The following is a 22,724-nucleotide window of genomic DNA, read 5'->3' on the forward strand; positions in this document are numbered from 1 at the left end:
GACACGACCAGACGCTGACCTACCCGCGACTGTCCTCGTCGACGACGATCCGTTTCGGATACACCCGTACCGATTGCATAGGGGCGAACCACAATTGGTGAAAGTGAACGTCCGTGTCGCCGCGGTAGGCGAGTTCGAAGGCTTCGGTCCCGGTGTTCAGCGGGATCCACGGTCGAACCGCCCGCACGAACGACGACCAGTGGATCAGTTCGCCCTCGGTCAGGAACCCGCCTGCAGCAGCCCAGGTTTCGCCGGACTGCGCGTCGGACGACGCCAGGTACACCTCGCCGAGCGACGGCGTGATCCTCGGGCCGATCATCGCGGCTTGCAGGTACCACTGGGCGGTGGTCACCACCGGGGTGAAGCCGCCCGACCGGGCCGCGCACCACCCGTAGTGCAGGTCGAGGGCATCGAGTGCCGCCTCCTCGGAGAAGAACACGTCGCGTTCGCCGATGGAGGCCGGCAGGTTGTCGGTGTCCTGGGTGGGCCGGGCAAGCAGGAAGAAGGCGCGCGAGGGCCGGGACACCAGCCGCTTCGTTCCGATCCCCCGATCGGATGCCTCGTCATGCATGAGCCAAGTATTGCCGAGACAACAGTTCGAGGACGGTCACTGCGCCATCTTTGTCCAACGGATCATTGCCGTTGCCACACTTGGGGCTCTGCACACACGACGGGCAGCCGCTCTCGCATCCGCAGCTCGCGACGGCGTCCCGGGTGGCGTTGATCCAGGTGAGGAAGGCAGAGTGCCCGCGCTCGGCGAAACCCGCCCCGCCCATGTACCCGTCGTAGACGAAAACGGTCGGCAATCCGGTGTCGGGATGGAGGTCGGTGGAGACGCCGCCGATGTCCCATCGGTCGCACGTCGCGACGAGGGGGAGGAGTCCGATCGTCGCATGCTCGGCCGCGTGCAGGGAACCGGGCAGCCTCGTGTCGTCGATTCCGGCCTCGGCCAGCACCTCCGGTGTGAGCGTGTACATGACCGCCCGGGTATGCAGGGTCTGCTCGGGCATGTCGAGTTCGACGGCGTCGAGCACCTCACCGGTCCGCAGCGTCCGCAGGTAACCGACTACCTGATGCGTCACGTCGACCTCGACGAAGGCCACGGTCAGCGGACCGAACTCACGGCTCTCGATGACGGAGGTGATCGAGATGTCGGTGGTCTCGCGTGCCGACGTGGTCCAGTCGGGGTCCTCGGGATGTGCGAGCGCCAGGCCGTCGTCGAGGTCTAGTTCATCGACGAGGTACGTCTCGCCCTGGTGGATGTGCACCGCGCCGGGGTGCACCGTCGACATCGCGCGCCCGGTGTCGACGGTGCCCAGGACCTGCGAGGTCGTGGTGTCGACGATCAACACCTGCCCGCCGATCCCGCCCCGGATGTCGATCTCGGCGTGCGGTTCGACGCCGGCGGCGACGTACCAACCCGACTTCCGTCTGCGCAGCAGGCCTTCCGTGGCCAGGTCCTCGGCCACCGGCCGCGCATCCCAGGCGTCTATCTCGGTGTCCGAGAGCGGCTTCTCTGCGGCGGCGCACAACAGATGCGGCCCGAGGATGTACGGGTTGGCCGGGTCGGTGACGGTGGCCTCGACCGGCTTGCCGAGGAGCGAGTCGGGATGGTGCACCAGGAATGTGTCGAGTGGGTCGTCGCGGGCGACCAGGACCACCAGCGAGTCCCCGGACTCCCGTTGGCGTCCGGCCCGACCCGCCTGCTGCCAGAACGACGCGACCGTCCCGGGGTAGCCGCTGACGATGACAGCGTCCAATCCGCTGATGTCGACGCCCAATTCGAGTGCGTTGGTGGTCGCGACACCGAGCAGCTCGCCGTCGGAGATCGCCTTCTCGAGCTTGCGCCGGTCATCGGCGAGATAGCCCGCACGGTAGGCCCCGATCCTCGACTCGAGTTCGGGCGCACTCTGCGACAACAGGTTCCGCGCCGACAGTGCCGTCAGTTCGACGCCCCGCCGACTGCGCGCGAAACACAGTGTCCGCGCACCCTCGACCACGAAATCCGCGAGTAGCCGTGCAGATTCGGCGCCGGCGGAGCGCCGGACCGGCGCGCCGTTCTCCCCGGTCACCGCCGGCAGGAAGTCCGGCTCCCACAATGCGACGGTGCGCTCACCGCGCGGCGAGCTGTCCTCGGTCACCGCGACCGCGGGCTCACCGATCAAGCGGCCCAATGCCTCCGCGGGTTGCGCGACCGTCGCGCTGGCACCGATCACCGTCGGATTCGCGCCGGCCGCACGGGCGATCCGGAGGAGCCTGCGCATGACGAGTGCGGTGTGGGAGCCGAAGACGCCACGGTAGTGGTGGCATTCGTCGACGACGATGAAGCGAAGATGCCGGAAGAACTGACGCCACCGGGCGTGATGCGAGAGGATGCCGATGTGCAGCATGTCGGGGTTGGTGAATATCCACCGTGAGTGCACGCGCGCCCACTGCCGGATCTCGGGGTCGGTGTCGCCGTCGTAGGCGCAGGGCTGCAGGTGCCCGAACTCCGGCCGCCCGGCGATGATCGAGGAGACCGCCCGGATCTGGTCCGCGCCCAACGCTTTCGTCGGCGCGAGATATAACGCTGTCGAATTCTTTTCATTCAACAGAGTCGAAAGAATTGGCATCTGGTAAGACAGTGATTTACCCGATGCGGTTCCCGTGCAGATGGCGACATGATTACCGCGGAATGCTTCGTCGGCGGCCCGGGCCTGGTGTGTCCAGACGCGTTCTATTCCGTTGTCCGCGTACGCGTCGAGGAGTGCTGTGGGCACCCATTCCGGCCACTCGGCGAAAGATGCAGGGCGCGACGGGATTACCGACAGGTGCGTGAGTGGGGACTCGTCGGGGTCGGTGCCTGCGAGGGACCTTGCGAGGAGATCTGTCCCGAATGTGGAGTACTGCATTTTATGGTGGAAACTCTTCAAAGTGGTGTCGGCGCGGGAGGTCTGGGAAGGTCGGGATGTTACCGATGGATGTCGTGCTGCTGAAGTTTGGCGAGGTTTTTGCTCATCTTGGTTGATGTGACTATCGCAAGTGGGCCGGACATGATTGACTGGGTGCGGCCGCAGCTTTCGCAACCCGTCGAGGCGGGCGACAAGCGTGTTGCAGCCGTGGTACTGAGGTTAGTTTGGCGGATCGAAGCAGATCTTCGCGGGGCTCTTTGAGGTATGGCGGTCAACCGGCCACGACGCGATGACCCATCGTGTCGCGACAGTTGATATGTAAAGGATTGCAAGACATGGCACAGGGAACTGTGAAGTGGTTCAACGCGGAAAAGGGCTTCGGCTTCATCGCGCCTGACGAGGGCTCCGACGACGTGTTCGTCCACTACTCCGAAATCCAGGGAGCCGGTTTCCGCACCCTCGAGGAGAACCAGCGGGTGGAGTTCGAGGTCGGCCAGGGCACCAAGGGCCCGCAGGCCACCGGCGTTCGCGCCGTCTGAGACCACCTGCGCAACTGCATACGCAGCTTGCCGACAACCGCTCCCGTCTCGTTCAGTCGAGACGGGAGCGGTTTGTTTTCCGGGGGCCGCTGAAGCGGCGGCGCGAACCGCCGCGGGAAAGACCGGTTTCGGGGACCCGGACCACCTAATCTCGGCTTGTGGGCCAGTTGTCGTTCTTCTCCGCGGAGACAGAGGAGCCCGCGTACTCCGATCTCGCGGGCCTGCTCGCGGCGCACGGTCAGGCCGTCCGTTCGGACTCCGGTACGCGGGTCTCGATCGTCGTCCGCGATCGCTGGCGCGCGGAGCAGATCGTCGAGGAGATGCGGGCCTCCGGTCTCGACGCCGAGGTCACCACCTCCGATGAGGGCACCCCGTTGGCCCGCACCGCGGCGTGTCATGAACTCGACGCACTTCACCTGGCATGGTCGGCAGGCGCGGTCAAGGCGATGCCCACCGGCTGGATTCCGTCATACCGTGCGCTGCGGCTCTGGGTGATCGCCTCCGGCCACTCCGACGAAGGCCGCTACCAACTCGGTCTCGACCCGCACGCCCCCGACACCCACGCGGCACTCGCCACCGCACTGATGAGGGTCGGGATCGCACCCACCCTGGTCGGCACGCGGGGTCATTCACCTGCACTTCGCATCGCCGGCCACCGTCGTCTCGTTCGTCTGCACGAATACGTGGGTCCGCCGCCGAATGCGGCGGCAGTGCCGGATTGGCCACCTGCGGACATACATTAGCGATCTCTTCTAGATCGTTCTGACCTGGGAAAACGCTGACCGAAAGCGCGGTATGGGTCACATCTGACAGCGTCACAAGGAATTCGGATGTGCAAACGGCGCTATACATAAGGTACAAACCCATCGAACACACCTGTTCACATGCAGGTGGTTCTCCACCCAGTCAACCGAAGGACGCCCCGGTGGCCGAGACCAGCACCGCATCCCGCTCTAGTGGGGGAATCCGACGACTCGTGATCGTCGAGTCCCCTACAAAGGCGCGCAAGATCGCCGGTTACCTCGGCTCCAACTACGTGGTGGAGTCGTCCCGCGGCCACATTCGCGACCTGCCGCGCGGCGCCGCCGACGTCCCCGCCAAGTACAAGGGCCAGCCCTGGGCGCGCCTCGGGGTGAACGTCGACGACAACTTCGAGCCGCTCTACGTCGTCTCGCCGGACAAGAAGACCACCGTCAGTGAGCTGAAGTCGCTGATGAAGGACGTCGACGAGCTCTACCTCGCCACGGACGGTGACCGCGAGGGGGAGGCCATCGCCTGGCACCTCCTCGAGACGCTCAAACCGAAGATCCCGGTCAAGCGGATGGTGTTCCACGAGATCACCGAACCCGCGATCCGCGCGGCCGCCGAGAACCCGCGTGATCTCGACATCGACCTGGTCGATGCCCAGGAGACCCGACGCATCCTCGACCGCCTCTACGGCTACGAGGTGTCTCCGGTGCTGTGGAAGAAGGTCATGCCGAAGCTGTCGGCGGGCCGCGTGCAGTCCGTCGCGACGCGCATCATCGTCGAGCGTGAACGTGAGCGCATGGCGTTCGTGTCCGCCGAGTACTGGGACATCGCCGCGACCATGGACGCCGGCGCCGAGGCCAGCCCCTCGACGTTCAAGGCCCGCCTGGTCAACGTCGACGACGCCCGTGTCGCCACCGGTCGCGACTTCGAGGCGACCGGTGAACTGAAGAAGCCCGACGGGGTCGTCGTGCTCAACGCCGACCGTGCCGAGAGCCTGGCTGCAGGCCTTCGCGGCGCCGCCATGACGGTGACGTCGGTCGAGGAGAAGCCCTACACCCGTCGCCCGTATGCGCCGTTCATGACGTCGACGCTGCAGCAGGAGGCCGGTCGTAAGCTGCGCTTCACCTCCGACCGCACCATGCGCATCGCGCAGCGGCTGTATGAGAACGGCTTCATCACCTACATGCGTACCGACTCGACGAGCCTGAGCGAGTCGGCGATCAACGCCGCCCGCGCCCAGGCACGCGAGCTGTACGGCGACAACTTCGTCCACCCGACGCCGCGTCAGTACACCCGCAAGGTCAAGAACGCCCAGGAGGCCCACGAGGCGATCCGTCCCGCGGGCGAGACGTTCCGGACTCCCGGCCAGGTCGCCGGCCAGCTCGAGGCCGACGAGTTCCGCCTGTACGAGCTCATCTGGCAGCGCACCGTCGCCTCGCAGATGGCCGACGCCAAGGGCACCACGCTGAGCCTGCGGATCGCGGGCACCGCGTCGTCCGGGGAGCGCGCGACGTTCGCCTCGTCGGGCCGCACCATCACGTTCCCCGGCTTCCTGTCGGCCTACGTGGAAACCGTCGACGAGCAGACCGGTGGCCAGGCCGACGACGCCGAGAACCGCCTGCCGCAGCTGACCGAGGGGCAGTCGCTCACCGCGACCGAGCTCACCGCCGACGGTCACTCGACCAACCCGCCGGCCCGCTTCACCGAGGCGTCGCTGGTCAAGGTGCTCGAAGAGCTGGGCATCGGCCGTCCGTCGACCTACGCCTCGATCATCGGCACCATCCAGGATCGCGGTTACGTCGTGAAGAAGGGCAACGCCCTCGTCCCGTCGTGGATCGCCTTCGCGGTGGTGGGACTTCTCGAGGCGTACTTCGAGAGTCTCGTCGACTACGACTTCACCGCGACCCTGGAAGACGATCTCGACCAGATCGCCACCGGCAACGAGAACCGGACGAAGTGGCTGTCGGAGTTCTACTTCGGCGACGAGCGGTCCGGCGACGCCGAGGCACGCTCGGCGCACTCGGCGATCGCCCAGTACGGCGGACTCAAGAAGCTCGTCGGCGTCAACCTCGAGGAGATCGACGCCCGCCAGGTCAACTCGATCCGCTTGTTCGACGACGAAGAGGGCCGGCCGATCTATGTGCGCGTCGGCCGCTTCGGTCCGTACCTCGAGCGTGACCTCAACGCGAACAAGAAGACCGACGCCGATGCCGAACCCGATCTGCAGCGCGCCAACCTGCCCGCCGACATCACGCCGGACGAGCTGACGCTGGAGATCGCGGAGAAGCTGTTCTCGACGCCGCAGGAGGGTCGCTCGCTGGGCGTCGACCCGCTGACCGGCCACGAGATCGTCGCCAAGGAAGGGCGTTTCGGTCCGTACGTGACCGAGATCCTGCCCGCCGACGACGATGACGACGACGGCGAAGCCCCGATCACCATCCCCGCGGGTCCGACGCCGCGCGACGGCGGATCTCCCGGCACCGGCGGCAGCGACGCCGGCGACGCCGATGTGGTCCCGCTCGATTCCCCGGGCGGCGGCACCACCACCAAGACCAAGCCGGCGGCGAAGAAGGTCGCCAAGAAGGCGGCGAAGAAGGCCGGTCCCAAGCCGCGCACCGGTTCGCTGTTCAAGTCGATGGACATCTCGACGGTCACCCTCGACGAGGCTCTGAAGCTGCTGTCGCTGCCGCGCGTCGTCGGCGTCGACCCGGAGTCCGGCGACGAGATCACCGCGCAGAACGGGCGCTACGGTCCTTACCTGAAGAAGGGCTCGGATTCGCGGTCCCTCGGCAGTGAGGAACAGCTCTTCGAGATCACCCTCGACGAGGCCCTGAAGATCTACTCCGAGCCCAAGCGTCGTGGACGGCAGGCGGCTGCGCCGCCGCTGCGTGAACTGGGCAAGGACGACGAGGTCAGCGGCAAGCCGATGGTCATCAAGGATGGCCGCTTCGGTCCGTACGTGACCGACGGCGAAACCAACGCGAGCCTGCGCAAGGGCGACGAGGTCGACTCGATCACGCCGGAGCGCGCGATGGAACTCCTCGCCGATCGTCGCGCTCGCGGCCCGGCCAAGAAGGCGGCGAAGAAGGCCGCCAAGAAGGCCCCGGCAAAGAAGGCTGCGAAGAAGACGGCCGCCAAGAAGACCGCGAAGAAGGCTGCCGCCAAGAAGACGACCGCCAAAAAGACCGCGGCCAAGAAGACGGCCGCGAAGAAGACGACGGAGTCGTCGGAGGATTAGCGGGCCCCAGCCGCTGCTTGAGGTGCGAGGAGCGCGAGCGACGAGTCTTGAAGGGCCCTGGTGAGTCGACCTCGGGGGCCGCTCAGTCCCTGCGGTAGGGCTCCATGTGCGGGCGGGCGAGGAGGGTCTCGATCCCGCGGCCGCGGAGTTCGACGCCTTCACCGATCTCCCAGTGCTCGGCCTCTTCGTGCGAGGCCAGGAACACGGCACGGGCCGAACCGAGCACGCGGGTGGGCTCGTCCTTCGCGAGTTCGGTGAGGCGCGCGGCCTCGTTCACCGGGTCGCCGATGACGGTGTACTCGAGGCGCTGCTCGGCGCCGATGTGCCCGGCGATCGCCTTGCCGGCGGAGACACCGATGCCGATGTCGGTGTCACCGAGGGTCTGGTACAGCTCGGCCCGTAGCTCACGCGCGGAGGCCAGCGCGCGGCCGGCGAAGTCGTCGAGGTCGAGGGGGGCGCCGAAGATCGCGAGCGCCGCATCACCCTGGAACTTGTTGACGAAGCCGCCGTGGCGTCCGACGACGGCCACGACCACCCGGAAGAACTCGTTGAGCAGCTCGACGATCTCGCGCGGCGGGCGGTTCACGGCCAGGCGCGTCGAACCGACGATGTCGACGAAGAGCACACCGACGTAGCGTTCCTCGCCGCCCAGCTCGGTGCCGGTCTCGATGGCGCGTCGGGCGACGTCCTCGCCGACGTAGCGGCCGAACAGGTTGCGTAGTTCCTGTCGTTCGCGCAGGTCGGCGACCATGTCGTTGAAGCCGGCCTGAAGCAGGCCGAGGTCGCTGCCGTCGTAGATCTTCACCGCGACGTTGAGGTCGCCGTCACTGACCTTCGACTGGGCGCGACGCAGCTGTTTGATCGGGTCGTTGATCGCGGCCACCACACGGACGATCGCGATGACGCTGAACGCGAGAGCCGACACCGCCATCCACAGGATCGGACGTTCCAGCCCGGTCGAGTCGCCTTCGAAGATGCCCAGCCGGTGCAGCACGATGAGACCGATGATCACGACCATCGGTGCGACGACGCTGATCACCCAGAACGCGGTGATGCGGGTGGTGACGCTGGGGGCGATCGCGTGGTTGGGGTTGTTGGCCATCGCGGCGACGGTGATCGGCCGCATGACCTTCTCGGCCTGCATGTAGCTCAGCGCGCAGGTGACCATCGCACCGATGGCGCTCGCGATGGCGACGATGAAGGCGTTCTTGGATGACACGGTCAGGTTGACGAGGGTGAAGAGGGTACCGCCCACCACCCACAGTGCGGCGTTGACGACGGTCAGCAGCGTCGGCAGGGCGAGGGCGCGGCGTCGGGCGGCCTCGTTGTCGAGTCGCGTGCGTCTTCGGTGCCACACGAGCACGGGTAGCGACAGCTGGATACTGGCGTACCCGCCGATGACCATCGCGATCAGCAAGTAGCTCGCGAAGATCACCTGGTTCAGTGCGGTGATCTCGTCCAGGCTGATGGAATCCTGGAGCGGCATCCCGAAGCGGAGGAAGGCGAAGGTGAAGAGCGCGCCGACGAGATTCGCGCGGAGCATGTCGAGCGCGAGGATCGGCCACGGCGTATGAATCAGCCAACGGCCAAGGTGCAGCACCTTGGACCATCGCGACCGCTGTTCCACCACGGAGACTACGGTAGCTGGCTGCTTGCAATCGTTAAACACGGTTCCGCCCCGTTGGCGTGTCCGAACTGCGGTTTAGGGTGTCGTTGTGACCAATGTCTTTGATCGGCTGACCGGCCAAGAGGCCATCGCGGACGATCTGCGGGCTGCCGCGCGTGCTGCGCGGGTCCTCGCGCAGCAACTCGACGCGGGCAGCAGCGAGGGCCTGTTCGTGCCCGACGACGAGATCCCGGGCGTCGACGCGGGGTGGTCACGCGCGTCGATGACGCACTCCTGGTTGTTCACCGGGCCGCCGGGAAGCGGTCGTTCGGTCGCTGCGACGTGTTTCGCTGCCGCCCTGCAGTGCCAGTCGCCCGAGTCTGCGAACGTCGGGTGCGGCGAGTGCCGCGCGTGTGTGACGGTGATGGCAAAGACCCACGCCGACGTCCGGCACGTCGTGCCCGAGGGTCTGAGTCTGGCGGTCAACGCGATGCGCGACATCGTCCAGGCCGCCGCCCGACGCCCCGGGACCGGTCGCTGGCAGATCGTGATCGTGGAGGACGCCGACCGCCTCACCGAGCAGGCCGCCAACGCGCTGCTGAAGGTCGTCGAGGAGCCGCCACCCCGCACCGTCTTCCTGCTGTGCGCGCCGTCGGTGGACCCCGAGGACATCTCGGTCACCCTCCGATCGCGATGCCGGCACGTCGCGCTGGTGTCGCCGACACCCGCGGCCATCGAACGGGTCCTGATCGAACGCGACGGCCTCGACCCCGACCAGGCCCGATGGGCGGCGTCGGTCTGCGGCGGCCACATCGGCCGCGCCCGGCGCCTCGCCACCGACCCCGACGCCCGTTCCCAGCGGGAGAAGGCGCTGTCGCTGGCACGGGCGGCTTCCCGGGATTCGACGGCGTACGCCGCGGCCGAGGAGCTGGTGCGTTCGGCGGAGACAGCGGCCAAGGCGATCAGCGCGGAACTCGACGAGGCCGAGACCGAGGAGATGAAGACCGCGCTGGGTGCGGGCGGTACCGGCAAGGGGACCGCCCGGATGCCCCGCGGTAGTGCCGGCGCGCTCAAGGAGCTGGAGAAGCGACAGAAGTCGCGGGCCACGCGCGTCGGACGCGACGTCCTCGACCGCGCCCTCGTCGACCTCGCCGCGCTCTTCCGCGACGCGCTCGTCGTCGGGGTCGGGGCCGAGGTGACCGCGATGCATCCCGACAAGTCCGACGACATCTCGATACCCCTGGCCGGCTACGCCCGCCCCGAGCAACTGCTGTCGTGCGTCGAGGCCGTCCTCGACTGCCGCGAGGCGCTGGACATGAACGTCAAACCCAAGTTCGCGGTCGACGACATGGTCGCGCGGATCGGGTTGGCGCTCAAGCGCAAGGTCGACGCCTAGCAATCGCGGGGCCGAGTCCGGCGGCGGCGTCGATGCGGCGGACTGGAATGCCTCCATCCGGCGCTGTCGGCACCCTTTGCGCAGATGTTCGCCGGCTGAGCACGTCGCGACTCTTACGCGACGGTAATCGGGCGGCAACACGGCCTCTTTAATGTCTCCGGTCATGACACGACCCCTGGGTACGGGGATCAACATCTCTGGACTGACCAAGACGTTCACCTCTCGTTCGTTGCGCGGGAGTTCGACGGTGGCCGCGTTGTCCGACGTCTCGTTGAGCACGTCGGAGGGTTCCTTCCTGTCGTTGCTCGGCCCGTCGGGCTGCGGCAAGTCGACGGTGCTGCGCATCCTCGCCGGCCTCGAGGACGCCACCTCGGGGACCGCGCTGATGAACGGGCAATCGCCCCAGGACCTCCAGCGAAATCATGAGCTGGGCATCGCCTTCCAGGATTCCGCGTTACTGCCGTGGCGCTCGGTCGAATCCAACATCAAGCTGCCGCTGCAGGTCGGGGGAATGCCGGCCGACGACGACCTCGTCGCCGACCTGATCGAACTGGTCGGGCTCAAGGGCTTCGAGAAGTCCAAGCCCGCGATGCTCTCCGGCGGTATGCGCCAACGTGTTTCGATCGCCCGTGCTCTGGTGGTTAAACCGACCGCACTGCTGCTCGACGAACCGTTCGGCGCGCTCGACGACATGACCCGGCAGCGGCTCAACGTCGAACTGCTGCGCATCTGGACCGAGAAGCCGGCGACCACGCTGATGGTCACGCACGGTATCGCCGAGGCGGTCTTCTTGTCCGACGTGGTCGCGGTCATGAGTCCGCGGCCGGGCACGGTGGCGGAGGTGGTCCCCGTCGATCTGCCGCGGCCCCGCATCCCGGAGATGATGCGCACGCCCGAGTTCCACGCGATACACGACCACCTCTCCGGCCTCCTGTTCGGTAAGCGGGCGACCGCGCAACCGGCCGAAGTCGTAGCGCCCGAACCTGTTTCGGAGGGCGTGAGTGGCTAGATTCGGATCGGTCCGATGGGTGGCCGGTCTCGGGGGGATCGTCGGACTCATCGTGGTGTGGTGGATCGCCGGTGCGTTGGACCTGTTCGGCGGAACGATCCCGACGCCGTGGTCGGTGCTCGCCGAGATCGGCGAGACCGGGTCCACCTATTACGTCGACAACTTCTCGCTGACAGTCGAACTCGCATTCCGCGGATTCCTCTGGGGCAACGGGCTTGCGATCGCCCTGGCCGTCACCGTGATCCTGTTTCCGCCGGTGGAAGGACTGGCCACCCAGCTCGCGATCCTGTCGTACTGCACGCCGATCATCGCTGTCGCGCCGATCATCCAGGTGGCCTTCGCCGAGGTGACGACGATGATCGTCTTCCTCGCCGCCATCTCGGTGTTCTTCACGACGATGATCGGGACGTTGTCGGGTCTGCGCGCACCGCACTCGGGAAGTCTCGACCTCATCAAGGTCTACGGCGGCGGCCGCTTCGCGCAACTGTGGCGGGTGAGATCCGTCGCCGCACTGCCGAACACCCTGGCCGCCATCAAGATCGCCGCTCCGGCCGCAGTTCTGGGTGCCGTGCTCGGCGAGTTCCTCGCGATGCCCGAAACCGGTGCCGGACCGGCGATGATCATCGCCCAGCAGAGCGGCGACATCCCGCAGGTGTGGGCCATCGCCCTGATCAGCGGGGCGATTGCCGGCCTCGGCTACGCCGTGGTCGCGGTGATCGCCAAGTATGCGACGGCCTGGTCGAACGGAACGGCGGCGGGACGATGAGCACTGAGGTGAGAACTCTCAGGGCGGGGGGCTTCGGAACCGGTGGTCTGTGGGCGGCAGGACGTTTCCTCGGATCCCTGCTGCTGTCGTTCGCGCTGATCCTGGTGATCTGGTGGTTGTTCCTCCTGGCCTTCCCCGACATCGGGCCGATCATCGGGCGCACGCCTGTCGACGTGTTCGATTACCTGTTCGTCGACGCCGACGCGCCGGCGGCCCGCGCCGAGATCTTCGGCAACCTCTGGATCACCCTGCAGGACGCGGCAATCGGGTTCGTCGCCGGTATGCTCGCGGCGATCGCCACGGCGGCGATCTTTGTCGTGTCCCGTTCCGCGGCACAGACGTTCATGCCGATCGCGATGCTCCTCCGGTCGGTGCCGCTGGTCGCGATGACACCGCTGATCACCGTCATCGTCGGTCGGGGAGTCGCGGTGGTCGCGGTGATGGGCGGGATCGTCGTGTTCTTCCCCGCGCTCGTGATGATCATGACCGGGCTGTCGAATGCGCCGCGTCAGATCACCGATGTGATCAGTGTGTACGGCGGCGGGCGCTGGACGGCATTGCGCCGCTCTGCGATTCCGTCGGCGGTGCCGTCGCTGTTCGGCGCGGCCAAGGTTTCGGTGCCGGGCGCGCTCATCGGCGCGACCGTCGCCGAGTGGTTGGGGACCAACAAAGGCCTCGGTGCGTCACTCCAGCGGGCCCTGCCCGCGGCGGCCTACGACGAGCTGTGGGCCTCGGTCCTCGTCATCACCGTGGCTTCGATCGTCATCTACGCCGTGGTGGGTGTCATCGAGACTGTCGTCCTGTCACAGATGGGAATGCAGCACAACTGAGGTCGGGCGCACGCTCGACCGCATCTGCTTCTGGCGAAAGGTAATTCTCACATGGCCAACTCCTTCGACCGTCGGTCGTTTCTCCGCTATTCGATGATGGGCGGCGCAGCCGCCGGTGCCCTCGGTCTGACCGGCGCGTTGTCGGCGTGCAGTTCCGGCGGTACCGCGAGCGGGGGCACGAGCTCGACCAACCCGAAGGTGCAGCTGTCGTGGCAGAAGAACATCGAGTTCGCGGGTGAGTACTTCGCCATCGAGAACGGCTACTTCGAGGAGGAAGGTCTCGGCACGCCCGAGCTGATCACCGGCGGTGGTGCGGGTACGGGCGTCGAGAATGGTCTGACGTCGAACAAGGTGTGGATCGGAATGTCCTCGCCGCAGCTGACCGCGCCGGTGATCCTGCAGGGCGCAAAGCTGATGACCGTCGCCGCGACGTTCCAGCGCAACCCGTTCTGCATCGTGTCGTCGGCCGACAAGCCCATCCTCGGTCCCGAGGACATGAAAGGCCGCAAGATCGGCGTCCAGGCGACCAACGAGAACGTCTTCCAGGCGCTGCTCACCGCCAACAACATGACCGAGGCCGACATCCAGAAGATCACTGTCCAGTACGACCCGACGCCGCTGAAGAACGGTGAGGTCGACGGCTGGGTCAGCTATGTGACGAACGAGCCGATCACCTTGGAGGAAAGCGGCTTCCCGAATGCCAACTTCCTGTTCGCCGACTTCAACCTGCCGCTCGTCGCCGAGACCCTGGTCGTCCGGCAGGACACCATCGACAACGAGCGCGACAAGGTGAAGGCGTTCCTCAAGGCGGACATCAAGGGTTGGTACGACGCGGTCGCCGACCCGGCGGGGTCGGCGCGGCTCGCGGTCACCAAGTACGGCAAGGACCTCGGTCTGGACGAAGCCGAACAGACCAAGGAGGCCATTGCCCAGAACACCCTCGTCGTCTCCGCGGACACCAAGGCCAATGGCCTGCTCACGATGACCGACGAACTGATCGCGCAGAACATCGAAGCCCTGGGCAAGGGCGGTTTTGCCATCAAGGCCGAGCAGATCTTCGACATGTCGCTCGTCAAGGAGGTCTACGAGGAGAACCCCGACCTGAAGAAGTGACCGGCCCTATCATTGGTGCACGGTCGATGGCCGTACAGCCGATGAGCAAGGGAGCAGGCGATGTCGGACTTCATCCGCAAGATCAAGGAAGAGGCCAGGGCCGTCTCGGCTGCCATCGACCAGGAACTGACCGTCCTCGAAGGAGTCCCCGGGTACGACCCGCTCGCGGATGACACCGACGAGTCGTCCGACGAGTCGGCGTCCGTCGAACCTGCGTCCGTCGAATCAGGGGACGAGACGACCAAGTAGAGACGACGCGGCAGACACGACGCAGCGGCCGTCGGGCGGGTGGTCCCGCCCGACGGCCGTCGGGCGTTGCGCTCATTTCCTCACGAACCGCAGCAGCGCTTCGTTGACCTCGGCGGCATGCGTCCACAGGAGGCCGTGAGGAGCGTCCTCGATCTCGACGTACTCGGCCTCCGGAACGGCCTCGTGGAAGCGGCGGCCGGTGGCGTCGATCGGCAGGATGTTGTCGGCGGTGCCGTGCAGGATCAGCGTCGGCTTCCCCGAATCACGAACTGCGGCAACGTCGGAGCGGAAGTCCTCGATCCATGTCGGGACGACGGCGTAGGCCGCGACCGGTGCGCTGCCGACAGCGGTGATCCAGTTGGCGTCGACGACCTCCTGGGTGATGCGCGTCCCGAGGGTGTCGTCGAGGTTGTAGAAGTCCTTGTAGAACTGGGTGAACCAGGCGTACCGGTTTTCCTTGGCGGCCTGTGCGATGCCGTCGAAGACCGCGGCGTCGACGCCGTCGGGGTTGTCGTCGGTCTTCACCAGGAACGGCTCGAGCGCTGCGAGGAATGCGAACTTGGCGATCCGCTCGGTCCCGTACTTTCCGGCGTAGCGTGCGAGTTCGCCGGTGCCCATCGAGAATCCGACGAGGATCACGTCGCGCAGGTCGAGGGTCTCGAGCACGGTGTTCAGGTCCGCGGCGAAGGTGTCGTAGTGGTAGCCGGTGCCGACCTTGCTCGACTTGCCGAAACCTCGACGGTCGTAGGTGATGACCCGGTGGCCGGCGTCGAGCAGCTCGCGAGCCTGCAACTCCCAGCTGGCGCCGTCGAGCGGGTAGCCGTGGATCAGCACGACCGGCTGACCGGTCCCGTGATCCTCGTAGTACAGCTCTATGTCGGTGGTGTTCTCGGTGCCGACGTTGATGTAACCCATGGTGATCACTTCTTTCTTCTGCAGCGACCCGAGGGGGGTCTGATCGGAGCTGCGGAGAACGGAGGTTCTCTGAGCTGGTTGCTACACTAGAGAACGATCGTTCCCCGCGCAAGGGGTAACCAGGAAATCGGGTGAGGATGGTGCGTCGTGGCAGCTTCGGAGAACACCGCGGTCGACCCGCGAGAGCGGGTCATTCGGGCCGCGGATGAACTGTTCAACGCCTATGGGGTGCATGCGGTCGGGATGGACAAGGTCCGTGACGCCGCAGGTGTCTCGCTCAAGAAGATCTACTCGCTGTTCCCCTCCAAGGAGGCCCTGATCCTCGCGGTCCTCGACGATCGAACCCGGCAATGGAATGCGGGTGTCGCCGCCCGCACAGAAGATTTGTCGACGCCGCGGGAGAAGCTGCTGGCCATCTTCGACTTCCTGCTCGAATGGTTCGGTACCGACGAGTTCCGGGGGTGCGCGTTCATCAATGCCTATGGGGAGCTGGGCGGGGAGTTGCCGTCGGTGGTCGAGGCGGTGCGCAAGCAGAAGTGCGCATTCCAGGACTACGTGGCCGGCCTGGTCGAGGAGCTCGGCGGGCCGTCGCAGCTGGCTGCTCAGCTGGCGATCCTGGCGGAGGGGGCCCAGACGACGGCGGCGATCGCCGGCACTGCGCAGGCGGCCGGTGACGCGCGGAGTGCTGCGGAAACCCTGATCGACCAGGCTCTCGGCTGAATTGTTCGTTCGATTGAAGGAATGTCACCAACCGCATTGTTAGTGGGTCATCTGAACCAATTCGTGAGACATTATTCGCAATAAATCTCGCGAGAACAAAATTGAGCCATCATCTTGACCTGGGGAAACAGAATCGTTCCGAATCTTCGATTTGGTCTGCTAATGTCCCGGCGTAATCAATTCGTTGTGAGGTGCTTCGGGGGGGCATTGGAACACAGCGGATCTCGGGCTGGGAAAGGTGCACAATGCGATTCACCGAGGTGGCGACGGCGGGATTCGGGCTGGCAGCGGCAGCCGCGATGACATTCTCCGGATCGGGAGGCGCGTCCGCGCTGCTGTTGATTCCGGCCTCGTTCACCCACACCCAGTCGCTCAGTGATGGAACGCTGACGGTGAAGGTGAACAACAACACGTCGTCGTCGGTGAAGTGCAATTTGTCCGTCCACGAGGCGAGCAAGGAGGCGCAGGTCAACCTGGCAGTCGCCAAGGTGAACACCCACCTCGCCGGCGGGGTCAGCGATACGCTTCTCGCCGCGGCGCGCCAGGAAGTCGAGGCCGACGCGCTGAAGGTGGTGTGGACCAAGAAGTCGATCTCGTCGAACGGTTCGGCCACGGCCACGTGGAAATCCGGGCGTGCCGACACGTCCTACGTGATCTATCAGGATTGCTCTTCCGATTCGCTTTTGGGTCTGACGTTCAGCGGCCTCGCGCAGGTCTACAAGGTGACCGGAACCGGCAAGTCCCCTGACTCGCCGGACGCGGGCAATGGCAGCCTCGGCGGCCTGTTCGGCGGTCTGCTCGGATAGTTCAGCGGTCGTTGGGGAGGCGGGCGGGGCTCGTCGGCTCACCGTCGATTCGGCGTGGTGACTCGCGCGCCGGTCATGTTGCGGCTCTGGGCACATCGTCGTGCCCGCTTGAACCAGAACAAACAGTTCCCCGACGTCGTCGATTCGTCGGGCTCACCCGACGACACATGTTGTGGGGCAATGAATCATGCGTAGGAAAGGGATCAGATGCGGTTTTCACGCTTGGCACTGACGGGAATCGGAATGGCGGCCGGCGCCGCGGTGGCATTCACCGGAAGCGGAGAGGCGTCGGCGGCACTGCTGTTGCCGTCGTCGTACCCGCACACCCAGTCGCTCACCAACGGCACGCTGACAGTGAACGTGGGCAATGAGACGTCGAAGACGGCCACCTGCTGGCTGTCCATCCACGACGCGAGCAAGGAGACTCAGCTCGGTCTGCGCGTCGCCGCCGTCAACGCGATCATCGCCTCAGGTATCGAGTCCACGGTGCTCGACAATGCCCGGGCCGACGCGGCCGCCGGGGCGCTGAGGATCGTGTGGTCCGGCCAGTCCGTCGCCAAGGACTCGTCGGCGACCGGCACCTGGGTCTCGAACCGGTCCGACACGTCGTGCGCGATCTACCAGGAATGCACGACGCCTGATCCGATCACCGGCCTGACGATCAACGGCCTCGCGCAGGTGTACAAGGTCACCGGCACCGGCAAGCCGGCCGACAACGGCGGTGGTGACAACGGCGGTGGTGACAACGGCGGTGGTGACAACGGCGGTGGTGACAACGGCGGCGGCGACTCGGGCAACGGAAGCCTGGGAAATCTGTTCGGCTCCAGCTAGTCCCACGGTCGGTGGGGGATCAGGCGGCCTCGTGGTCCGTCGAACCCCCACCGGCCGAACCGGTTTCGGAAGACTCGGAGTTCTCCCGATCGCCGCCGGTGCTACTGCTCGATGAGTCGTCGCCGCCGGTCGACGAGCCGGAATCCCCGGCTCCGCTGTCACCGGAGTCCGGCTTCCCTGAACCCGAACCCGAACCCGAGCCCGAGCCCGAGCCCGATCCCGAATCCGAATCCGAATCCGAATGATCGGAATCCGGCTTGTCGGAGCTGTCAGGCCGGTCGCCGGCATCTCCGCGGTCGGGCTCACGCTCGTCAGTGGGCGTCCGGTCATCCGTGGGGACGTCATCGACCGCCGGCGGCACGGCGCCGGCCGGGACGATCCCCCGCGTTTCCGGCGGACCCCCAGGTTTCTCGGCGCCGGTCGCGACTTCGGACGGCACAGTGACGGTGTATCCGTCGCCGGGCTGGTCCTGCTTCACCGAATCCGCGGCCGTGACCGGCACCGCCGCGGTGTCGGGATTGGGTGCCTGGGTCGGGTAGTAGGCCTCGGCGAGTTCATCCCAGCGGGCGAGATCGTCCTTGTCGTAGGCGATTCCGAGTGTGTCGTAGACGGTTGCCGCCAGTAGTGCCAGGGGATGTGCCGCGTCGTACACGAGGTATGTTGTGTTGCCGCTGGTGTATTCGGTCGGGTCGCCCAGACGCTCGACGTCGCCGTAGGTGTGCGGTCCGTTGCCCGAGTGGATGGTGAGGAACCCGGCCGCGTTGACGACGAGCGACGTGACGGGGCGGTACGCCACCCACTGGAAGTTGCTGACCGGGTCGCCGACGACGATCACCGACACGATCTTGATCTTGCCGGTGGCTTCCGGGTCGCGGGCGCCGTTGGCGTCGATCCCGGCGACCGCCACGAACGGTTTCAGCCACGGCATCGTGTCGAGCCAGGCCTTGATGCCCCATGGGCTCCGCGGGTCGGCGACCAGGACGACCATGTCCTTGCCCGGAACGAGGAAGTCGTTGTCGTAGGCCCGAGGATCCTCGGCGGCGTCGCCGAGCGCGTCGGCGCCCTGCGAAAAACCGGTGTAGACGACGAACGGGCGGTCCTCACCCATGTCGGCGAACGCGGCCATCACGGCCAGGTTCTGGTTCATCGCATGCTCTTTGGACTCGTCGTAGCCCGGAGCGAACGGTGCGAGCGTGTTCGAGCGGCCGGCGATGACGGGTCCGAAGGACTCGGGGTAGTTCACGATCAGGGTCTGCCGGTGGCCGACGTACGGAAGGTTGCGCGGGATCAGCGTGGTGTCATTGGTCCCGGGGGTGACGACCATGATCGTGCTGTCGGGCAGGTCGGTGAAGATGTCGCTGGTGTTGTCGTGCTGCGTGGCCTCCCGCACGATCTCGCGATCGATGAGGGATTCGACGACGGCGGTGACGTTCGTCGACGCGACGGCGATCGGCACGACGGTGCCGAGAGACAACGCGCTGAGCGTCAGCGAAGTGGTTGTCGCGCGCGATGGTCTACGAGAAGATGTGGCGGTTCGCGCCGGTTGAGACCGGTGCCTTCCTCCCCGACGTGCCCCCAATTGACCTCCTACAGTCGGATAAAGTCTAAGGAGCGGGGGGCTCGGGATGTGTCATCCGAATGGATTAACACCGACATCCTGACACGCATTTATCTTTGCGTCGCTAAGAGGCTGGTGTAGGCGGTTCGCCGTCGGATGAAAAGCTCGGTGTGAATCCGGGGGATCGAGGGACGTCGTACGGGTCGGAGATCGCACGATCCCGGTGGAGCCGCCCAGGGGAATCGAACCCCTGACCTATTCATTACGAGTGAATTGCTCTACCGACTGAGCTAGGGCGGCGTGCTACGCGAGGCAGCGCAGACGAGTCTAGCGAGTCCATCGCCCGCAACAAAAACCGGCTCCATTCGAGTGCCTCGACGTGACCCCGCCCAGAATCGCCACCTTCGCCCAGGCGCGCTGTCTGCGGCTCGCGAACCTGATCTGACCTGGCGATTCCGGCGAGCGCTCGGGGCTCAGAGCGGGTAGTCGGAGCCGCACACCAGCGGCACCCGATGAGCGGGGTCGAGGGCGTTGCGGACGAGCGCGGCGACGGTCGGGGAGTAGGCCATGCCGACGTGACCGATCTTCGACGCCGGGCACACGTCCTGGATCAGCGTGTTGACGACGTTCGGGCCGGGCGTCATCAGGGTGTTCGTGTACGGGGTGGAGATCTCGTCGAAGCGGGTCGCGAAGTTGACGTAGTCGATCGCCGGGTGCCGGGGGCCCCAGTAGCTCTGGCCGGGAGCCCGGGCCGGGAGTCGGTCGGTGATCGAGCCGACCCGCGAGGTTCCCTGGTGCGATGCCGACAACGCGATGATGGTGTCCACCTGCGTGGCGCGGCCGGGAAGCTGTGTCACCAGCTGGGCGATCGCTCCGCCTTGGCTATGACCGATGAGGTCGACCTTGGCGGCGCCGGTCGCGGCGAGGACCTTGTCGATGAACGGCGCGACCTGCTGCGCCGCAGACCGTTCCTTGTTGCCGAGACCGCCGGTGTTGCCGCTCCACGACGCCTGGCCGTAGGTGAGGCTGAAGACGCAGTACCCGGCGTTGGCGAGGGTCGGAGCGAGGTAGGCCCAGTTGGCGCTCTGGTTCATCGCGGTCGCGTGCAGCAGAACGATCGGGTCTCGTCCTTCCCGATCCCGGCAGTCGAACCGGTTGCTGCCGGCGGGTGACTCGGTGGCCGGACTGAGGTAGTGCTCGGCGATCGCCTTGTTCACATCTGTGGTGACGGCGAAGGGCGCGGCCTGCGCGGTGCCCGGGGCAAGCAGCACGCAGGCCGCGGCGAACGCGGCCGCGGCGGCGAGTCCTGATCGGAGACGGTTCATAGGGGACATTGTCGCCCATGACCGTCAGGGCGACAGGCGGTCTCGCGCCCTACGCCAGGATTTCCGCCATCTGCGTCAGACGGATGCTGTTGCCCGACGGGTCGCGGAAGCCGGCATCGATCCCGTACGTCCTCGGGGCTGCGTTTCCCTCCGGTGGAAATCAAGCTACGCGCGGACGGGTGTGACGGTCTTCTTCCCGGGTGCTGTCTTCGGGAGCTCTTCGGCCGGCGGTTTCGGCCGTTCGACACGACTGGCCGGCCCCGGCCGTGAACAGACGCGGAGCACGCATGCGGGAACGTGCGCGTACGTGGCGGCAGGCGGGAACGAATCCCGGTACGCGGTCGGCGTCTTGCCGAAGGCGCGGGTGAAGCTCGTGGTGAACGATCCGACACTCGACAGTCCCACCGCCACGACCTCGCGACCGGCGCGCGCCATGTCCGGCGGTGGCTAGGTGTTGTCGCGACGGAGGAACTCGACGCCGCGTGGTGAGAGTGCGTAACCGACCTCGAGGCTTTCGGTCAGTCCCAGTTTCTTCAGCTTCGTGACGTCGTTCTTGAAACCGGCTCGGTCCCTGCCGAGTTCGGCGGCGAGGTCGGTGGACACGACGCCGGGCCGCCGGCCGATGAGCGCGAGGATGTCATGCGTCCAGGGCCCGTTCTGGGATCGAGTGTCCATCCGGTCGAGCCGCGAGCGGATGTCCGCGACGTCGTCGTCGGAGAGATCGTCATCGGCGCGGAGTGCGATGCGCGGGTCCTCGCCGATGCATCGGAGTCCGAGTCGATAGGTCGGGTTGTGGGTGTTGACGCACAGGGTCGCCCGCAGGTCGTCGACAGTCTCGTAACCGGCCCGTCGCGCCTCTTTCGCGGTGATCTTTGCGGGATCGACGCGCTCCATCGACGTCACCTCGATGACGTGTGTCAGTGCGATGAAGCTCGACCCGGGTCGGATGCGGGGATGTCCCCAACGTCGGAAGGCGAGGTCGACGGAACCGTCGGCGATCCCGCGCGCCACTGCAGCTGTGAGAAGCACATCTTCGACCGTAGCGAGGGCGCCGCGGCTGCGCAGCCAGTCAGAACCGGTGCAGGTGATGCCTGTGGAGGATGTCTGAGATGTTGCTGAGAGCTGTTGTAGGGTGACCCGAGATCAGCGACGGCAGTGCCGGCGCCCGGGGGGTCTTCCTTTTGGTGTCGTGTCGTCGCGTGCACAACTGACGACGACGATCACCAGCCGGGAGGGGGTCTCATGGTGCTGCCGCGTCCGCAGTCCCTGTGGTTCCCCGACGTTCCCGCGTGGCCGTCCTCCGGAACCACGCCGGCGGCCGATCTGGCCGCTCACCTCGCCCGATTCCGTTCCGTCGACGCAGCTCAGGGCGATGTCGGCGGCACCGCGGTGGCCGTTCTCGACGCTCCGGCACTGACCGTCGAGCCCTCGGCGCCGAGGTTCGAGACCCCGGTTGCCGAGATTCCGGGGAAGCCGTCGTCCGATCTCGATGCCTTTCTCGCCGAAGCCGAGAAGTCGGTCCGCGCGAAGCGAAAGACCATGTCCGGCAGGGCTCCCGGCTGGCGTCGGTTCTTGGGTTCGGGACCGCGAATCGCAGGTGCGGCAGCCGCGATCCTTGTGATCGTGGTCACGGTGGTTGTCTCGATCTCTCTCGCCGGTGGCGGTTCGGACCGCCCCGGGGTCACCGCGGACGCCACGGCGTCCACGGCACCGACTGAGGTGCCGTCGACGTCGGGCGTCGTCGGTCACCCGGCCTGCGCGCAGCGTCCTATCGGCTCGGGGACCACCGTGTCGAACGACGACGAGACGGGCGATCAGGAGTCCGGTCCGGGCGCGATCCGCGCGTTCAACCACGCCTACTACGTCCTGCGCTCGGCGAAAGCCGCACGCGCCGTTGCCGCCCCGGGTGCAGTCGCCTCCGAGTACGTGATGCAGCAGTACATCGATCAGCGCCCCATCGGCACGCGGCACTGTCTGAAGATCACCGAACGGGCGCCCGGCGAGTACTCGGTGGTGCTCACCGAATTGCAGCCCGACGCGGCGCCCATCACCTATCGCCAGGTCATCCGCACGTCCACGACAGGCGGCCAGACCTTCATCCAGTCCATCAAGTCCGTCGAATGAGTTCAGACAGAAAGCCATTCAGATGGCGCAGAAAGGTAGTCCTGAGATGACCCAGAGC

20 protein-coding genes, 1 tRNA gene and 2 pseudogenes are annotated in these 22,724 nt (G+C 66.4%); 13 read left to right on the plus strand and 10 right to left on the minus strand.

The genetic code is table 11. The features are described 5' to 3' along the window. Positions 1-19: 19 nt before the first annotated feature. Both GOALK_RS11790 and sftH read right to left on the minus strand, forming a co-directional pair. Positions 20-571: a hypothetical protein gene (locus GOALK_RS11790; protein ID WP_006359046.1), complete on the minus strand. Its 552-nt coding sequence runs from the start codon at positions 569-571 to the stop codon at positions 20-22. Beyond that, positions 564-2,891: a DEAD/DEAH box helicase gene (sftH, locus tag GOALK_RS11795; RefSeq protein WP_006359047.1), complete on the minus strand. Its 2,328-nt coding sequence runs from the start codon at positions 2,889-2,891 to the stop codon at positions 564-566. The genes GOALK_RS11790 and sftH overlap by 8 nt, the downstream gene beginning before the upstream one ends. 335 nt (positions 2,892-3,226) lie before the next feature. Here sftH and GOALK_RS11800 point away from each other — a divergent pair, with 335 nt between their 5' ends. The 3 genes from GOALK_RS11800 to topA all read left to right on the plus strand — a co-directional run bounded on the left by GOALK_RS11800 (position 3,227) and on the right by topA (position 7,418). Beyond that, on the plus strand, positions 3,227-3,430 hold the full coding sequence (locus GOALK_RS11800; RefSeq protein WP_006359048.1) for a cold-shock protein: 204 nt from the start codon (positions 3,227-3,229) through the stop codon (positions 3,428-3,430). A 158-nt stretch (positions 3,431-3,588) separates the two neighbouring features. Continuing rightward, positions 3,589-4,173 carry a hypothetical protein gene (locus GOALK_RS11805; RefSeq protein ID WP_006359049.1) on the plus strand — a complete coding sequence of 195 codons (585 nt, stop codon included), beginning with the start codon at positions 3,589-3,591 and terminating at the stop codon, positions 4,171-4,173. Positions 4,174-4,355: 182 nt separating this feature from the next. Next, a complete protein-coding gene (topA, locus tag GOALK_RS11810) occupies positions 4,356-7,418 on the plus strand; it encodes a type I DNA topoisomerase (protein WP_006359050.1) in 3,063 nt (1,020 codons plus the stop codon). A gap of 82 nt (positions 7,419-7,500) precedes the next feature. Here topA and GOALK_RS11815 read toward each other — a convergent pair whose 3' ends face one another. Next, entirely contained in the window at positions 7,501-9,018 is a 1,518-nt protein-coding gene (locus GOALK_RS11815; protein ID WP_006359051.1) for an adenylate/guanylate cyclase domain-containing protein, read from the minus strand. Positions 9,019-9,133: 115 nt separating this feature from the next. On the opposite strand from GOALK_RS11815, the gene GOALK_RS11820 reads away from it, so the two are divergent. The 6 genes from GOALK_RS11820 to GOALK_RS11845 all read left to right on the plus strand — a co-directional run bounded on the left by GOALK_RS11820 (position 9,134) and on the right by GOALK_RS11845 (position 14,387). After that, positions 9,134-10,420, plus strand: a complete 1,287-nt coding sequence (locus GOALK_RS11820; RefSeq protein ID WP_006359052.1) for a DNA polymerase III subunit delta' — start codon at positions 9,134-9,136, stop codon at positions 10,418-10,420. Positions 10,421-10,583: 163 nt separating this feature from the next. Then, positions 10,584-11,429: an ABC transporter ATP-binding protein gene (locus GOALK_RS11825; protein WP_035754783.1), complete on the plus strand. Its 846-nt coding sequence runs from the start codon at positions 10,584-10,586 to the stop codon at positions 11,427-11,429. Further along, positions 11,422-12,195: an ABC transporter permease gene (locus tag GOALK_RS11830; RefSeq protein ID WP_035754748.1), complete on the plus strand. Its 774-nt coding sequence runs from the start codon at positions 11,422-11,424 to the stop codon at positions 12,193-12,195. Before GOALK_RS11825 ends, GOALK_RS11830 begins: the two co-directional genes overlap by 8 nt. Then, positions 12,192-13,025, plus strand: coding sequence for an ABC transporter permease (locus GOALK_RS11835; RefSeq protein ID WP_006359055.1), 834 nt, complete (start codon positions 12,192-12,194; stop codon positions 13,023-13,025). Before GOALK_RS11830 ends, GOALK_RS11835 begins: the two co-directional genes overlap by 4 nt. A gap of 51 nt (positions 13,026-13,076) precedes the next feature. Beyond that, positions 13,077-14,138 carry an ABC transporter substrate-binding protein gene (locus tag GOALK_RS11840; RefSeq protein WP_006359056.1) on the plus strand — a complete coding sequence of 354 codons (1,062 nt, stop codon included), beginning with the start codon at positions 13,077-13,079 and terminating at the stop codon, positions 14,136-14,138. A 60-nt stretch (positions 14,139-14,198) separates the two neighbouring features. Continuing rightward, the gene (locus GOALK_RS11845; protein ID WP_006359057.1) at positions 14,199-14,387 is read left to right on the plus strand and encodes a hypothetical protein; all 189 of its coding nucleotides are present in this window, start codon (positions 14,199-14,201) and stop codon (positions 14,385-14,387) included. Positions 14,388-14,459: 72 nt separating this feature from the next. Here the strand turns inward: GOALK_RS11845 and GOALK_RS11850 are convergent, their stop codons facing one another. After that, positions 14,460-15,302 carry an alpha/beta fold hydrolase gene (locus GOALK_RS11850; protein WP_040004166.1) on the minus strand — a complete coding sequence of 281 codons (843 nt, stop codon included), beginning with the start codon at positions 15,300-15,302 and terminating at the stop codon, positions 14,460-14,462. Positions 15,303-15,449: 147 nt separating this feature from the next. Here GOALK_RS11850 and GOALK_RS11855 point away from each other — a divergent pair, with 147 nt between their 5' ends. The 3 genes from GOALK_RS11855 to GOALK_RS11865 all read left to right on the plus strand — a co-directional run bounded on the left by GOALK_RS11855 (position 15,450) and on the right by GOALK_RS11865 (position 17,659). Further along, complete coding sequence (locus tag GOALK_RS11855; RefSeq protein ID WP_006359059.1) at positions 15,450-16,022, plus strand: TetR/AcrR family transcriptional regulator; 573 nt, start codon at positions 15,450-15,452, stop codon at positions 16,020-16,022. A gap of 245 nt (positions 16,023-16,267) precedes the next feature. Then, positions 16,268-16,828, plus strand: coding sequence for a hypothetical protein (locus tag GOALK_RS11860; RefSeq protein ID WP_006359060.1), 561 nt, complete (start codon positions 16,268-16,270; stop codon positions 16,826-16,828). Between the two features lie 207 nt (positions 16,829-17,035). Then, positions 17,036-17,659 carry a hypothetical protein gene (locus GOALK_RS11865; protein WP_040004155.1) on the plus strand — a complete coding sequence of 208 codons (624 nt, stop codon included), beginning with the start codon at positions 17,036-17,038 and terminating at the stop codon, positions 17,657-17,659. Between the two features lie 19 nt (positions 17,660-17,678). Here GOALK_RS11865 and GOALK_RS11870 read toward each other — a convergent pair whose 3' ends face one another. The 6 genes and pseudogenes from GOALK_RS11870 to GOALK_RS11890 all read right to left on the minus strand — a co-directional run bounded on the left by GOALK_RS11870 (position 17,679) and on the right by GOALK_RS11890 (position 21,571). Further along, on the minus strand, positions 17,679-19,133 hold the full coding sequence (locus GOALK_RS11870; RefSeq protein WP_006359063.1) for an alpha/beta hydrolase family protein: 1,455 nt from the start codon (positions 19,131-19,133) through the stop codon (positions 17,679-17,681). A 308-nt stretch (positions 19,134-19,441) separates the two neighbouring features. Further along, positions 19,442-19,517 (minus strand) — tRNA-Thr (locus GOALK_RS11875). Between the two features lie 173 nt (positions 19,518-19,690). Further along, entirely contained in the window at positions 19,691-20,542 is an 852-nt protein-coding gene (locus tag GOALK_RS11880) for an esterase/lipase family protein (RefSeq protein WP_075863599.1), read from the minus strand. A gap of 49 nt (positions 20,543-20,591) precedes the next feature. Then, positions 20,592-20,675, minus strand: a pseudogene (locus GOALK_RS24245) (VOC family protein); the annotation flags it as partial. Positions 20,676-20,707: 32 nt separating this feature from the next. After that, positions 20,708-20,953: pseudogene (locus tag GOALK_RS11885) on the minus strand (AraC family transcriptional regulator); the annotation flags it as partial. A 36-nt stretch (positions 20,954-20,989) separates the two neighbouring features. Then, positions 20,990-21,571, minus strand: coding sequence for an ASCH domain-containing protein (locus GOALK_RS11890; protein WP_006359066.1), 582 nt, complete (start codon positions 21,569-21,571; stop codon positions 20,990-20,992). 213 nt (positions 21,572-21,784) lie between these two features. Between GOALK_RS11890 and GOALK_RS11895 the strand changes: the two genes are divergently transcribed. Next, on the plus strand, positions 21,785-22,666 hold the full coding sequence (locus GOALK_RS11895) for a DUF8176 domain-containing protein (protein WP_006359067.1): 882 nt from the start codon (positions 21,785-21,787) through the stop codon (positions 22,664-22,666). The last annotated feature ends 58 nt before the right edge of the window (positions 22,667-22,724 follow it).

Source organism: Gordonia alkanivorans NBRC 16433 (assembly GCF_000225505.1).
In the GTDB taxonomy this organism is placed as follows: domain Bacteria; phylum Actinomycetota; class Actinomycetes; order Mycobacteriales; family Mycobacteriaceae; genus Gordonia; species Gordonia alkanivorans.